The sequence below is a fragment of the Mycobacterium montefiorense genome (assembly GCF_003112775.1).
Taxonomy (GTDB): Bacteria; Actinomycetota; Actinomycetes; order Mycobacteriales; family Mycobacteriaceae; genus Mycobacterium; species Mycobacterium montefiorense.
Genome location: NZ_BFCH01000032.1, coordinates 21,371 through 34,835 on the forward strand (window position 1 = coordinate 21,371; position 13,465 = coordinate 34,835).

At 67.2% G+C, this 13,465-nt stretch carries 14 protein-coding genes and 1 pseudogene; 11 read left to right on the forward strand and 4 right to left on the reverse strand.

Annotated elements, in window-relative coordinates; translation table 11 throughout:
* Position 1 precedes the first annotated feature (1 nt).
* Together DB708_RS23525 and DB708_RS23530 are read right to left on the reverse strand one after the other, a co-directional pair.
* On the reverse strand, positions 2–1,732 hold the full coding sequence (locus DB708_RS23525) for a DEAD/DEAH box helicase (RefSeq protein WP_108925891.1): 1,731 nt from the start codon (positions 1,730–1,732) through the stop codon (positions 2–4).
* Between the two features lie 155 nt (positions 1,733–1,887).
* On the reverse strand, positions 1,888–2,694 hold the full coding sequence (locus tag DB708_RS23530) for an alpha/beta hydrolase (protein ID WP_108925892.1): 807 nt from the start codon (positions 2,692–2,694) through the stop codon (positions 1,888–1,890).
* 98 nt (positions 2,695–2,792) lie between these two features.
* Here DB708_RS23530 and ffh point away from each other — a divergent pair, with 98 nt between their 5' ends.
* The 6 genes and pseudogenes from ffh to DB708_RS23555 all read left to right on the forward strand — a co-directional run bounded on the left by ffh (position 2,793) and on the right by DB708_RS23555 (position 9,634).
* A complete protein-coding gene (ffh, locus tag DB708_RS23535; protein WP_108925893.1) occupies positions 2,793–4,349 on the forward strand; it encodes a signal recognition particle protein in 1,557 nt (518 codons plus the stop codon).
* Positions 4,350–4,362: 13 nt separating this feature from the next.
* Positions 4,363–5,445, forward strand: a complete 1,083-nt coding sequence (locus DB708_RS23540) for a metal-dependent hydrolase family protein (protein ID WP_108925894.1) — start codon at positions 4,363–4,365, stop codon at positions 5,443–5,445.
* Between the two features lie 54 nt (positions 5,446–5,499).
* Positions 5,500–6,222, forward strand: a pseudogene (locus tag DB708_RS27830) (serine/threonine-protein kinase); the annotation flags it as partial.
* Between the two features lie 199 nt (positions 6,223–6,421).
* The gene (locus DB708_RS27835) at positions 6,422–7,144 is read left to right on the forward strand and encodes an Rv2253/PknI dimerization domain-containing protein (RefSeq protein ID WP_235616920.1); all 723 of its coding nucleotides are present in this window, start codon (positions 6,422–6,424) and stop codon (positions 7,142–7,144) included.
* Positions 7,145–7,209: 65 nt separating this feature from the next.
* Positions 7,210–9,033, forward strand: coding sequence for an N-acyl-D-amino-acid deacylase family protein (locus DB708_RS23550; RefSeq protein WP_108925895.1), 1,824 nt, complete (start codon positions 7,210–7,212; stop codon positions 9,031–9,033).
* Between the two features lie 7 nt (positions 9,034–9,040).
* Positions 9,041–9,634, forward strand: a complete 594-nt coding sequence (locus tag DB708_RS23555) for a TetR/AcrR family transcriptional regulator (protein ID WP_108925896.1) — start codon at positions 9,041–9,043, stop codon at positions 9,632–9,634.
* 17 nt (positions 9,635–9,651) lie between these two features.
* Here the strand turns inward: DB708_RS23555 and DB708_RS23560 are convergent, their stop codons facing one another.
* Both DB708_RS23560 and DB708_RS27095 read right to left on the reverse strand, forming a co-directional pair.
* A complete protein-coding gene (locus DB708_RS23560; protein ID WP_108925897.1) occupies positions 9,652–10,527 on the reverse strand; it encodes a D-alanyl-D-alanine carboxypeptidase family protein in 876 nt (291 codons plus the stop codon).
* A gap of 36 nt (positions 10,528–10,563) precedes the next feature.
* Positions 10,564–10,905: a hypothetical protein gene (locus DB708_RS27095; protein ID WP_133251048.1), complete on the reverse strand. Its 342-nt coding sequence runs from the start codon at positions 10,903–10,905 to the stop codon at positions 10,564–10,566.
* Between the two features lie 59 nt (positions 10,906–10,964).
* On the opposite strand from DB708_RS27095, the gene DB708_RS23565 reads away from it, so the two are divergent.
* The 5 genes from DB708_RS23565 to rimM all read left to right on the forward strand — a co-directional run bounded on the left by DB708_RS23565 (position 10,965) and on the right by rimM (position 13,459).
* Entirely contained in the window at positions 10,965–11,441 is a 477-nt protein-coding gene (locus tag DB708_RS23565) for a carboxymuconolactone decarboxylase family protein (RefSeq protein WP_108925898.1), read from the forward strand.
* Between the two features lie 65 nt (positions 11,442–11,506).
* Entirely contained in the window at positions 11,507–11,938 is a 432-nt protein-coding gene (locus DB708_RS23570) for a nuclear transport factor 2 family protein (RefSeq protein WP_108925921.1), read from the forward strand.
* A 193-nt stretch (positions 11,939–12,131) separates the two neighbouring features.
* Positions 12,132–12,662 carry a 30S ribosomal protein S16 gene (rpsP, locus tag DB708_RS23575; RefSeq protein WP_108925899.1) on the forward strand — a complete coding sequence of 177 codons (531 nt, stop codon included), beginning with the start codon at positions 12,132–12,134 and terminating at the stop codon, positions 12,660–12,662.
* Positions 12,663–12,670: 8 nt separating this feature from the next.
* Entirely contained in the window at positions 12,671–12,913 is a 243-nt protein-coding gene (locus DB708_RS23580; RefSeq protein WP_036354608.1) for an RNA-binding protein, read from the forward strand.
* A 12-nt stretch (positions 12,914–12,925) separates the two neighbouring features.
* Positions 12,926–13,459, forward strand: a complete 534-nt coding sequence (gene rimM / locus DB708_RS23585) for a ribosome maturation factor RimM (protein WP_108925900.1) — start codon at positions 12,926–12,928, stop codon at positions 13,457–13,459.
* Positions 13,460–13,465 lie beyond the last annotated feature (6 nt).

The following is a 13,465-nucleotide window of genomic DNA, read 5'->3' on the forward strand; positions in this document are numbered from 1 at the left end:
GCTACGCAAGCTCCGAATTCAGTTGCCGCACAGCCACAATACGCTCCTTGAGCTGGTCTCGCGTCGCTGCGGCAATCGGCGGCCCGCCGCAGCGCCGGCGCAACTCGTTGTGGATCCATCCGTGCGGCTTGCCGGTGCGGTGATGGGCGACCGACACCAGACTGTTGAGTTCGCGACGCAGCTCGCGGAGCTGACCATGCATGGACCCCGACGCCGACGGCACCGGTGCCGCCCGGCCGGACGCGGCCCGCTTCTGTAGCTGCTCGTCCTGGCGCCGGTGCAGCAGAGCCCGCATCTGGGTGGCGTCGAGCAATCCCGGGATACCGAGGTAGTCGGCTTCCTCTTCGCTCCCGGCCGCGGCGGCGGTGCCGAACGAGGACCCGTCGAAGATGACCTGATCCAATTCGGCGTCGGCGCCCAGCGAGGTGAAACCCTTTTCCAGTTCCGTCTTTTCGTTTTGTTCCTTGACGGCGGGATCGGCGTCGAGGGGATCGTCGAGGGACTCGCGGTGCGGCTCGCCCAGTACGTGATTGCGCTGGGCTTCCAACTCGCTGGCCAGCATCAGCAGGTTGGGCACCGACGGCACGAAGATGCTCGCGCTCTCGCCCGGCCGCCGTGACCGCACGAAGCGCCCGATGGCCTGCGCGAAGAACAGTGGCGTCGAGGCGCTGGTGGCGTAGATCCCGACCGACAGCCGCGGCACGTCGACACCCTCGGAGACCATGCGCACCGCGACCAGCCAGCGTGTGGTGCTCTCGGCGAATTCGGAGATCCGGTCCGACGATCCGGGATCGTCGGAGAGCACCAGTGTCGGCACTTCGGCGGTGAGTTTCGTCAACAGGGCGGCATACGCGCGAGCCGCGGTCTGATCCGAAGCGATGATCATGCCGCCGGCGTCGGGCACATGGGTGCGCAGCTGGCGCAGCCGCTGGTCCGCGGCGGTGATCACCGCCGGCATCCATTCGCCCGCGGGATCCAGCGCGGTGCGCCAGGCCCGCGCAGTCTGCTCGGCGGACAGCGGCTCGCCCAGTCGCGCTTCGTGCTCTTCGCCGGCGCTGTCGCGCCAGCGCGCCTGCCCGGAGTAGGCGAGGAACACCACCGGCCGCACCACGCCGTCGGCGAGTGCTTCGGCGTAGCCGTAGGTGTGGTCGGCCTGCGAACGGCGCACACCGTCGGCACCCGATTCGTACGTGACGAACGGGATCGGGCTGTCGTCACTGCGAAACGGCGTGCCCGTCAAGGCAAGTCGGCGGGTTGCGTCGCTGAAGGCTTCGCGAATGGCGTCGCCCCAGGTCTTGGCGTCACCGCCGTGGTGGATCTCGTCGAAAATGACCAAGGTCTTGCGCTGCTCGGTGCGCACCCGGTGCAGCGTCGGATGCGACGCGATCTGGGCGTAGGTGACCATCACGCCGTGGTACTCCGACGAGGTCGCTGCGCTGGTGTTGGAGAACCGCGGGTCCAAGAAGATGCCGTATCGCAGCGCGGCCTGCGCCCACTGCACCTTGAGGTGTTCGGTGGGCACCACGACCGTGATCTGTTCGACGGCGCGACTGGAAAGCAGCTCGGCGATCACCCGTAGCGCGAACGTCGTCTTGCCGGACCCGGGCGTGGCGACGGCGAGGAAGTCGCGCGGCTCGGCGGCCACGTACTTCACCAACGCGCGGCGCTGCCAGCTTCGCAGCGGTGCAGTGTCGACTCCAACGCTCGCGTCGGCGGCGCTGACCGGCTGCATCGACACAAGCTCCCCTCCGGCGCGCGTTTCGCACGGCGCGCCCTTTCAAAAGTCTTAGGCCCCGGCCCGCGATGCTACCGGTGTGACAGGCGGGTGTGAAATGTAGCATGACAACGCTTTTCGGCGCTGTAGCGACGCTGAAACGACGCGCCGGTTTATCCTGAAAGCGGTGTCGGGTTCGCCAAATCGCGAGCCTGCAGCCACCCGTGAATTCGTTCGGCGACGTCGGCCCAGCCCGGCTCGAGCATCATGTTGTGACCCATGGCAAAGAACTCCGGTTCGGTCCGGTAGGCGCGCGCCGTGGCGCGTACCGCGCGAGTGCTGACGAAGCCGTCGTGCAGGGCTCCGAGGACCAGGATCGGCGCGCTCACTCGCCGGGTTCGGACGCGGCGCACCATCGGGTCGATCATCGTCGCGCGAATGCTCTCGGCTCCGGCGCGTTGCCGGCAGGATTCGACGACGGCCTCGGGCGTGTCGGCGCAGAACAGGTATTCGCGAGCCAGCGCCGGGGTGGCGAGGAATTTCAGCAGCGTGGGGTCGTTCCAGGATTCCATCGTCATCGAGGGTCGGCGGCGCCACACCCGCAGCGCCGTACCGAGCACGCCCTGCGGGGGCAGTGAACCGATCAGCACCGCGGCCGGCGCGCTGTGCTCTTCGAGGTAGCGCTGGACCACGAAGCCGCCCACGGAATGGCCGATCAGCACCGGGCGGCTGCCTAAGTCGTCGGCCACCGAAGCGACGTCGTCGACGTAGTCGGCGATGGTCACCTTGGGCAACGGTTTGGCTGTCGGGCTGGTGCCGTGGCCGCGCAGGCTGAGCGAGACCGCGCGGTAGCCGGCGTCGGCGAAGTAGTCCAGAAATCCGTCGTCCCAGCACCACGCGCCGTGCCAGCCACCGTGCACGAAGAGCAACGGGACCGGGTGCGCGTCGGTACAACGTCCCTTGTCGATCACCTCGAGCATGAGCTGACATTTGCTGGCCTGAGCTCCGCCGTCAAGACCTTTCGGCAGCCCGCCGCGCCCGGCTCCGCCGCGCTCGCGATCACCACTAGGCTGGCGGGGTGTTTGAATCGCTGTCCGACCGATTGACCGGTGCCCTACAGGGGCTGCGCGGCAAAGGTCGACTGACTGACGCCGACATCGATGCCACCACTCGCGAAATCCGCCTCGCGCTGCTGGAAGCCGACGTATCGCTGCCCGTCGTGCGCGCATTCGTCGGCCGGATCAAGGAGCGCGCTCGGGGCGCAGAGGTGTCCGGTGCGCTCAACCCGGCGCAGCAGGTCGTCAAGATCGTCAACGAAGAACTCATCGGCATCCTCGGTGGCCAGACCCGCCAGTTGGCGTTTGCGAAGACGCCGCCGACCGTGGTGATGCTCGCCGGCCTGCAGGGTTCCGGTAAGACCACGCTGGCCGGGAAGCTGGCCGCGTGGCTGCGCGGCCAGGGCCACACGCCGCTGCTCGTGGCCTGCGACCTGCAGCGTCCCGCCGCGGTCAACCAGCTGCAAGTGGTCGGCCAGCGGGCCGGGGTGCCGGTCTTCGCGCCGCATCCCGGAGAGTCGCCGGAGTCCGGCCCCGGTGACCCCGTTGCCGTCGCGTCGGCCGGGCTCGCCGAGGCCCGCGCCAAGCACCATGACGTCGTCATCGTCGACACCGCCGGCCGGCTGGGTATCGACGACGAGCTGATGAGCCAGGCCGCCGCCATCCGCGACGCCGTCGATCCCGACGAAGTCATCTTCGTGCTCGACGCGATGATCGGTCAGGACGCGGTCACTACCGCCGAGGCGTTCCGCGAGGGCGTCGGCTTCACCGGCGTGGTGCTGACCAAGCTTGACGGCGACGCCCGCGGTGGTGCCGCGTTGTCGGTCCGCGAGGTCACCGGCGTCCCAATCCTTTTCGCGTCCACCGGCGAGAAGCTGGAGGACTTCGACGTCTTCCACCCGGACCGGATGGCCAGCCGCATCCTCGGCATGGGTGACGTGCTCAGCCTGATCGAACAGGCCGAGCAGGTCTTCGACGCCGAGCAGGCCGAGGCCGCCGCCGCCAAGATCGGCACCGGCGAGCTGACCCTGGAGGATTTCCTCGAGCAGATGCTGGCGATCCGCAAGATGGGGCCGATCGGCAACCTGCTGGGCATGCTGCCCGGCGCCGGGCAGATGAAGGACGCGCTGGCCGAGGTCGACGACCGGCAACTCGACCGGTTGCAGGCCATCATCCGGGGCATGACGCCGCAGGAGCGCACCGATCCCAAGATCATCAACGCCTCGCGGCGGTTGCGTATCGCCAACGGTTCGGGTGTGACGGTGTCCGAGGTCAACCAGCTGGTCGACCGCTTCTTCGAAGCCCGCAAGATGATGTCGTCGATGCTTGGCGGCATGGGCATCCCGGGCATGGGCCGCAAGTCGGCGACGCGAAAAGCCAAGGGCGCTAAAGGTAAGAAGGGCAAGAAGGGGGCACGCGGGCCGACGCCGCCGAAGGTGCGCAACCCGCTCGGCGCCGGCATGCCGGGCATGCCCGCGGGGTTCCCCGATCTGTCGCAGATGCCCGAGGGCCTCAACGAGTTGCCGCCCGGCCTGGCGGACTTCGATCTATCCAAGCTGAAGTTCCCGGGCAAGAAGTAGCCGCACGGTGCCCATGCACGTGCGAGGTCGGGGGTTACCCGACGAGACCTCGATCGAACTGTGGATCGTCGACGGCCACATCAGCACCGAACGGGTTGCCGGGGCCGACACCGTGTTTGGCTCGTCTGGTTTTCAAGGCTGGATCCTGCCCGGGCTGGTGGACGCACACTGCCACGTCGGACTTGGCCATCACGGCGAGATCCCGCTCGACGACGCGATCGTGCAGGCGCAGGCCGAGCGTGATGTCGGCGCACTGCTGTTGCGCGACTGCGGCTCGCCGACCGACACGCGCAGCCTGGATGACCGCGACGATCTTCCCCGCATCATCCGGGCCGGAAGGCACATTGCCAGGCCCAAGCGCTACCAGGCGGGTTTCGCGAATGAGCTCGAAGACGAATCCCAGCTGCCGGCCGCGGTGGCGCAGGAAGCGCAGCGCGGCGACGGCTGGATCAAATTGGTCGGCGACTGGATAGACCGCAGCGTCGGCGACCTCGCCCCACTGTGGTCCGACGACGTGCTCAAGGCCGCGATCGACGCCGCACACTCCCACGGTGCCCGCGTCACCGCGCACGTCTTCAGCGACGAGGCGATGCCCGGGCTGATCAAGGCCGGCATCGACTGCATCGAACACGGCACCGGGCTCACCGACGACACCATTGCGTTGATGCTCGAACACGGAACCGTGTTGGTCCCCACCCTGATCAACATCATCGACAACTTCCCGGGTATCGCCGATGCTGCGAAGCGCTACCCGGTCTATGCCGCGCACATGCGCGAACTGTATGCGCGTTGCCCGGAGCGGATCGCGGCGGCCGTGGACGCGGGTGTGCCGATCTATGCCGGAAGCGATGCCGGCACGATGATCGCGCACGGCCGGATCGTCGACGAGGTCGAGGCGCTCAAGGGAGTTGGGATGAGCCGCACCGATGCGCTGGGGGCGGCGTGCTGGGATGCGCGGGCCTGGCTGGGCAGGCCCAGCCTGGACCACGGCGCGTCAGCTGATCTGTTGTGCTACTCACAGGACCCGCGGCAGGGTCCCGATGTGCTAAGCCAACCCGACCTGGTGATCTTGCGCGGCAACACGTTTCGGTCGTAACGCCGGCCGGGCGCCTGATCGGCGTGGCGTCGCGGCAGCGGATAGAATGACCCGATGGCGTTGGCCAGCGGCGCGGTTATTGCCGGTTATACCGTCGCTCGAAGGCTCGGATCCGGGGTGACTGGAGATGTCTACCTTGTCAAGGATCCTCGTTCCGCGCGCTGGCAGGCGCTGAAGGTTCTTTCGCTGACGCTGTCCTCGGACCGTGCGTTCCGCCGGGATTTTCTGGCCGAGACGCCGACCGTGTCGGGTCTGCATCACCCGAACATCGTGGAAGTGCACGACCGCGGCGACGTCGATGGGCAGCTGTGGATCGCGATGGACTACGTGGAGGGCAGCAACGCCGCGCAGCTGTGCAAGGACCGATTCCCGGCGGTGTGGGCCATCGGTGAAGTCTTGGCCACCGCGATGGCCGACGCGCTCGATTACGCGCATGCGCGCGGACTGCTGCATCGCGACGTCAAACCGGCCAATATTCTGCTGACCAGCCCGGCCGACGGCGAACAACGGATTCTGTTGTCGGACTTCGGGGTAGCCCGGCCACTCGGCGAGCACTCGGGCGTGGTCGGCTCCCACATCCCGATCGGCACTGTGGGCTACGCCGCGCCCGAGCAGCTGATGGGGGTGGACGTCGATCGGCGCGCCGATCAGTATGCGTTGGCGGCCACGGCATTTCACCTGCTGACGGGCGCACCGCCGATCGAGTACCTCAACCCGGCCGCGGCGCTGCGCGAGTTGCTCACCGGTGCTCCGCGCAAAATCAGCGACCAGCGTCCGGAATTGGCGCAGCTGGATCGGGTGTTCTCGCGGGCGCTCGCCAAACGACCCATCGACCGGTTCGCGAGCTGTCGAGAGTTCGCCGACGCCGCGGGCGAACTGGCCGCGGTCGAGACGGCAGGTCGTGGTCCCGAGGCTGTCCTTGTGCTCGATTACCCGGCCTTAGGGTGGCCCGGCGAAGCGCAGGCCCCGCAAGATCGTGATCGGTGCGGTAGCGATCGCGGTGCTGATCGGGCTGTTCGCCTTCGGCATCATCACCGGACGAAAGATGGAGTCGACCGCCGCGCGGGCGGCGAGTGTCCCGTCGAGTGCGCCCGCCCCGGCCGCCGCACTCCCACCGCCGAGCGCAACGTCGGGTCCGCCCGCGGCGCTGGACGGCACTTATCGCCTCGAGGTCGAGCGGTCCAAGCAGACTTTCGACTACACGCCGAGCCCGCAGCCCCCGGACGTGACCACCTGGTGGGCATTCCGCTCGTCGTGCACGCCGTCGTACTGCTCGGCCGCCGCGATACTGCTCGACGACAAGGATCACACCCAGCCGGCCCTGACCGGCGGCCGTCCCGTCGTGTTCCGATTCGACGATGGTCAATGGCAGTCGCGTCCGGAAACGGTGCCGTTTCCGTGTGTGGGACCCAGCGGCATCGCCAAGTCGCAGACCACGGTGCAGACGTTGGTGCTGCGGCCCAACGTGACGGGCGATCTCGTCGGCGAGATGGAGCTGGTCGTGCAAACCGACGAATGTGGCCAGCGGGCGTCGGTTGTCCGGGTCCCGGCAAAGCTGAGCCGAGCCGCCGACACCCCGCCCGGTGTGTACGTGCCGGACCCGGTCACCGTCCCCGAGATCGCCGGCGCCCAGACCGCCGCATCCCCGACCCCCAGCGACTCGAAGTCACCCGCGGCGCCATCCAAGCCGGGTCGCTAACCCGCTTAGCAACGTGACCTGCAGGCTTGTCTGTCACAGAAAAAGATTGCGAGTGCTCACTATCTATGATAGGTTCGCTGCAACCGATCAGCCTGGAGGCGACAGTGACGTACGACGTGATCATCCGCAACGGATTGTGGTTTGACGGAACCGGCAGCGCGCCGCATACCCGCACGCTGGGTATCCGCGACGGAGTGGTGGCCACGGTGGCGGCCCAGCCGCTGGACGAGACGGGCTGCCCCGAGGTGATCGATGCGGCGGGCAAGTGGATCATGCCCGGCTTCCTCGACGTGCACACCCACTACGACGCCGAAGTGCTGCTTGACCCGGGCCTGCGCGAGTCGGTGCGGCACGGCGTCACCACGGTGCTGCTGGGCATGTGCTCGCTGTCGACGGTCTACGCAGACTCCGAGGACGCCGCCGACCTGTTCAGCCGGGTCGAGGCGGTGCCCCGCAAATACGTGCTGGGCGCGCTGGAAACCAACCGAACCTGGACCACCGCAGCCGAGTACATCGCGGCCATTGACGCGCTGCCGCTCGGCCCGAATATCAGTTCGCTGCTTGGCCATTCGGACCTGCGCAGCACGGTACTCGGACTGGACCGGGCCACCGACGCCACCGTCAAGCCCACGGACGCCGAGCTGGAGAAAATGGCGACCTTGCTCGACGAGGCGCTCGAGGCGGGGATGCTCGGCATGTCGGGCATGGACGCGGCGATCGACAAGTTGGACGGCGACCGCTTCCGCTCGCGGGCGTTGCCGTCCACCTTCGCGACCTGGCGGGAACGGCGCAAGCTGATCAAGGTGCTGCGCAAGCGCGGCCGGATCCTGCAGAGCGCGCCCGACGTCAAAAATGCGGCGTCCGCACTTATGTTCTTCTTGACCAGCAGCCGGATATTCAACAGGCGCAAGGGTGTTCGGATGAGCCTGCTGGTGTCCGCCGACGCCAAGTCGATGCCGCTCGCGGTCTACGTCTTCGGGCCGGCAACTCGGCTGGCGAACAAGATCCTGGGCTCTAGCGTGCGGTTCCAGCACCTGCCGGTGCCGTTCGAGTTGTACTCCGACGGAATCGATCTGCCGGTCTTCGAGGAGTTCGGCGCCGGCACGGCAGCCCTGCACCTCCGTGACCAGTTGCAGCGCAACGAGTTACTGGCCGACGAGGCTTACCGTCGCAAGTTCCGCAAGGAGTTCGACCGTATCAAGCTCGGGCCGTCGTTGTGGCACCGCGACTTCCACGACGCGGTGATCGTCGAATGTCCCGATAAGTCGTTGATCGGCAAGAGCTTTGGCGCGATCGCCGATGAGCGCGGACTGCACCCGCTCGACGCGTTCCTCGATGTGCTGGTGGAAAACGGTGAACGCAACGTGCGGTGGACCACCATCGTGGCCAACCACCGGCCCAAGCTGCTCAACGCGCTCGCCAACGAGGACAGCGTGCACATGGGCTTCTCGGATGCCGGTGCGCACCTGCGCAATATGGCCTTCTACAACTTCGGGGTCAAGCTGCTCAAGCGAACTCGCGACGCCTATCAGGCGGGTGCGCCGTTCATGTCCACCGAACGGGCGGTGCATCGTTTGACCGGCGAACTGGCGGACTGGTTCGGCATCGACGCCGGCACCCTGCGCGAGGGCGACCGGGCGGACTTCGTGGTGATCGACCCGGCCGGCCTGAACGACGAGGTCGAGGCCTACCACGAGGAGGAAGTGCCCTTCTACGGCGGCTTGCGGCGGATGGTCAATCGCAGCGACGGCGCCGTCGTCGCAACGGGCGTCAACGGCGCCGTGGTGTTCCGCGCGGGTCAGTTCCGCGACGGCTACGGCGAGACGGTGCAGTCCGGCCGTTACCTGCGGGCGGGTCAGCCCGCGCGGCGCAGCGCTGCGCTGGTCTGAGTCCGAGATGGCCAGAACTCAGCAGCAGCGCCGTGAGGAGACCGTCGCCCGGCTCCTCGAGGCGGCCATCGCCAGCATCGTCGAGGTCGGGTACGCGCGGGCATCCGCGGCAGTGATCACCAAGCGGGCCGGGGTGTCGGTCGGCGCGCTGTTCCGTCACTTCGAGACGATGAGCGACTTCATGGCGGCGACGGCGTCGGAGGTGCTGCGCCGACAGGTGGAGTCGTTCACTAAGCAGGTCGCCCAGATTCCGGCCGACCGGCCTGCGCTGGAAGCGGCGCTGACGATTCTGCGGGACATCACCGGAGGCTCCACCAACGCGGTGCTCTACGAACTGATGATCGCCGCGCGTACCGACGAGAAGCTGAACGCCCATCTGCGCGACGTTCTGGGGCAGTACACCGCGAAGATTCTCGACGCGGCGCGGGCGCTGCCGGGCGCCGACGCCGTCGGAGAAGACACGTTCCCGGTGCTGGTGGCGTTGATGACGAATGTCTTCGACGGCGCGGCGATCGTGCGCGGGATTTTCCCGGAACCCGACATCGAGGAGCAGCGAATTGCGTTGCTATCCGCGCTGATCACCGGTCTAGTCGGTGAATGAAGGCTCCTAGCAACGGGTTACAGCGAGCCGATACTGGATTGCGGGTTGAGCGCGAAACCCCAGTCGAACAAGCTGCCGGCCTGATCCCAATATGTCGGTCCGCCGGGCTTGACCATTCCGTACATCATGGCGACCACTAAGCGGCGTCCACCGCGGGAAGCGGCACCGACGAAGGTCTTGCGGGCCGCGTTGGTGAACCCGGTCTTGCCGCCGATGGCGCCGGGATAGCGAGCCAGCAGTTCGTCCTGGTTGGTGATCGGTTCGTCGCCGTGATCGCCGGGGAACATCGCCGACGGCTCGGCAGTGATGTGGGCGAACATCGGGTTGGCCATCGCGGCCCGGAAGATGACCGCCAGGTCGTGCGCGGTCGAAGCCCCGGAGCCGCCGGGGCCGTCCAAGCCGGACGGGGTGGCCGCGTGGGTGCCGGTCGCCCCGAGGGAGGCGGCCATGGCGTTCATCTTGGCCACGGTGGCGTCGGCGCCGCCCATCAGGTGCGCCAGGGTGTTGGCGGCATCGTTGCCGGATACCAGCAGCAGCCCGTCGAGCAGCTGGCGCGCGGTGTAGCTGCGGCCGGGCTTGATGCCGACGCAGTTGCACTCGACCTGGGTGTCCGCGACGTCGGCGACGACGGTGGAGTCCAGGTTCACCTGGTCCAGCACCACCAACGCCAGCAGTACCTTGATAGTGCTCGCGGGCGGGTGGGCGACGTACTGGTCGCGGCCGGCCAACACCTGACCGCTGTCGAGATCAGCCAGGATCCAGGTCTGAGCTGGGCCGTCGGGGATCGGGACCGAGCCAACCGGCTGCATGTCGTCGGCCCAGGCCGTGGCAGCGGTGGCGGCGCAGGACCCGACCGTGACCAGAGCAGCGACCGCGGCCATGAGTTTGCGCATGGGCGCAAAGTTTAACTTCCAAGCCCGACCGTCACCTCACGGACACCACGGCGAAACGGGGCAGAACGGAAGCGTCGGGAGCGGCAGATATGAGGTCTGGGTGGGTACCGGCCCGGGCGGAGGCGGCTGCTTGAACGGCATCGACGACCAGGAATAGAACGCGCCGGTGCCCGTGTCGTGCACGCCCGCGTAATCCCAGTAGAAGTCGTGGCAGACGTTCGCGTCCCAGGGAATGGGCCGGCCCGCGGGATCCGGGTCGCCCGGACACCAGCGTTGGCAGGAGCTGCCGGGCGCGCAGCTCCCGGGAGCTGCGGCGGCTACAGGCACACCGAGCCACACCAACAAGACCGTTGCCAAGCAGGCGATTCCTGCTCTCACAGCTGGGATTATTCTCCTCGGCGGCTTTGCGTGGTATGGGAGAAGGGGAGGAGGCAGTTATGAGTGAACGAATCGACTACGAGGCGGTGGCCCCGCGCGGTGTGAAGTCACTTGGCGGGGTGCACCTTTATTTGAGCCAGTCCGGTCTGCCGCCGGTGTTGCTGACCAGCGTCTACCTGCGGGTGTCGCTGATCAACGGCTGCGCGTACTGCATCGACATGCACTCGCGGGAATTGCGTGATTTGGGGGTTTCGAACGAAAAGATCGCCCTGGTTCCGGTGTGGCAGGAGGCCGGCGAGCTGTTCGACAGCCGCGAGCGCGCCGCGCTGGCGTGGGCGGAAACCGTCACCCTGATATCGGCCACGGGTGCGCCCGACAGTGCTTACGCGGCGGTATCGGCGCACTTCGACGAGAAGGAACTGGTCGACCTCACGATCGCAATCGGGTTGATGAACGCCTACAACCGGCTGGCGATCAGCTTCCGCAACCCTCCGGCCGCGGTGAGCGCGAAACATGCCGAAACACAAGGCAACTGACTGACGCTCGATGGCGGCGACGAGTCGCTTCAGCGGCTTGAACACCCCGGGTGTTCAATCAATGCATGTTGAGCCTGGCTGAAATTTCCGATCGTCTGGAGATCCAGCAGCTGATGGTGGACTATTCCACCGCAATTGACCAGCGGCGATTCGACGATTTGGACAAGGTTTTCACCGAAGACGCCTACATCGACTACACCGCCCTGGGCGGCATCGAAGGTCGTTTTCCCGAGGTCAAGAAATGGCTGTCGGAGGTGCTGCCGGGCTTTCCGGTGTATGCCCACATGCTCGGGAACTTCTCGGTGCAGATCGACGGGGATAAGGCCACCTCACGGGTGATCTGCTTCAACCCGATGGTCTTCCCCGATGGCTCGGGCAAACCGGGAGACCAGGTGATGTTCTGCGGGCTCTGGTACGACGACGAGTTCGTCCGCACCCCGGACGGTTGGCGGATGATGCGCCGGGTCGAGACGAAGGTCTTCCAGAAAATAATGTGACCCGGGCGTTGCGGCTGGGCGAATTTCTGCCGAAGCCCCTCGTTCTGGCACAATAGGCGGCTGTCCGCCGCGCGACCCGCCCCTTTTGCGGGGGTGCTTGTTCGGCGGTCATACACGCGAGGCAAAACCGGACCCGGGCATCCCGCCCCGATCGCTGAATTGCAGCGTCACACCCAGGAGAAATCGCTTAATCATGGCTGTGAAGATCAAGCTCACCCGGCTTGGCAAGATCCGCAATCCCCAGTACCGCATCTCGATAGCCGACGCGCGCAACCGCCGCGACGGCCGCTCGATCGAGGTGATCGGCCGGTACCACCCGAAGGAAGACCCCAGCCTGATCGAGATCAACTCGGAGCGGGCCCAGTACTGGCTTTCCGTCGGTGCGCAGCCGACCGAGCCCGTCCTCAAGCTGCTGAAGATCACCGGCGACTGGCAGAAGTTCAAGGGCCTGCCGGGCACGGAGGGCAGCCTGCAGGTTGCGACGCCCAAGCCCAGCAAGCTGGAGCTGTTCAACGCCGCACTGGCCGAGGCCGATGGCGGACCGACCACCGAGGCCACCAAGCCGAAGAAGAAGGCCCCGGCCAAGAAGGCCGCGAAGGCCGACGAGCCCAGCGCTGAAGCCACACCCGAGGCCGCACCGGCCGAGGCTGCGGCCCCGGCTGCCGAGGCCGCCGACGCGCCCGCCGAGGGCGGCGCGCAGCCCGAACCGACCACCGAAAGCTGACTGACGCGATGAGTACGGTCGTCGTCGACGCTGTCGAGCATCTGGTCCGCGGAATCGTGGACAACCCTGACGATGTCCGGGTGGACCTGGTGACCAGCCGCCGTGGACGCACTGTCGAGGTTCATGTCCATCCCGACGATCTGGGCAAGGTGATCGGCCGCGGGGGACGTACCGCAACGGCGTTGCGCACGCTGGTCGCCGGTATCGGTGGCCGCGGCATCCGCGTCGACGTGGTGGACACCGACCAGTAGCGGGGCGCGCTCATGGAGCTGCTCGTCGGGCGCGTCGTGAAAGCGCACGGCATCACCGGCGAGGTGGTCGTGCAAGTTCACACCGACGACCCCGCTGATCGCTTTGCGTCGGGTAGCACGTTGCGCGCCAAGCCATCCCGCGGCCGCGGCGAAGAACGCAGCTACGTCGTGGACGACGCGCGCGAACACGGCGGGCGGCTGCTGGTGCGATTGGCCGGAGTGAACGACCGCGACGGCGCCGACGCATTGCGCGGCAGCCTGTTCGTGGTCGATTCCGATGACCTGCCGCCGATAGACGAGGCGGACACCTACTACGACCACCAGCTCGAGGGCCTGCACGTGCGGACCACGGCGGGTCAAGATGTCGGGGTCGTCGCCGAGGTGCTGCACACCGCGGCGGGGGAGTTGTTGGCGGTGCACCGAACCGACGGCGACGAAAGTCTGGAAGTCTTGCTGCCGTTCGTGAATGCGATCGTCACGTCGGTGTCGCTGGACGACGGAGTGGTCGAAGTTGACCCGCCCGAGGGCCTGCTGGATTTGGAGTAGCGGGTG

Coding starts and splice junctions, on each gene's coding strand:
- DB708_RS23555 (WP_108925896.1), top strand. CDS start 9,041: ATGGCCAGAACTCAGCAGCAGCGCCGTGAGGAGACCGTCGCCCGGCTC.
- DB708_RS23565 (WP_108925898.1), top strand. CDS start 10,965: ATGAGTGAACGAATCGACTACGAGGCGGTGGCCCCGCGCGGTGTGAAG.
- rpsP (WP_108925899.1), top strand. CDS start 12,132: ATGGCTGTGAAGATCAAGCTCACCCGGCTTGGCAAGATCCGCAATCCC.
- rimM (WP_108925900.1), top strand. CDS start 12,926: ATGGAGCTGCTCGTCGGGCGCGTCGTGAAAGCGCACGGCATCACCGGC.
- DB708_RS23580 (WP_036354608.1), top strand. CDS start 12,671: ATGAGTACGGTCGTCGTCGACGCTGTCGAGCATCTGGTCCGCGGAATC.
- DB708_RS23550 (WP_108925895.1), top strand. CDS start 7,210: ATGATAGGTTCGCTGCAACCGATCAGCCTGGAGGCGACAGTGACGTAC.
- DB708_RS23530 (WP_108925892.1), bottom strand. CDS start 2,694: ATGCTCGAGGTGATCGACAAGGGACGTTGTACCGACGCGCACCCGGTC.
- DB708_RS23525 (WP_108925891.1), bottom strand. CDS start 1,732: ATGCAGCCGGTCAGCGCCGCCGACGCGAGCGTTGGAGTCGACACTGCA.
- DB708_RS23570 (WP_108925921.1), top strand. CDS start 11,507: ATGTTGAGCCTGGCTGAAATTTCCGATCGTCTGGAGATCCAGCAGCTG.
- DB708_RS23540 (WP_108925894.1), top strand. CDS start 4,363: ATGCACGTGCGAGGTCGGGGGTTACCCGACGAGACCTCGATCGAACTG.
- DB708_RS23560 (WP_108925897.1), bottom strand. CDS start 10,527: ATGCGCAAACTCATGGCCGCGGTCGCTGCTCTGGTCACGGTCGGGTCC.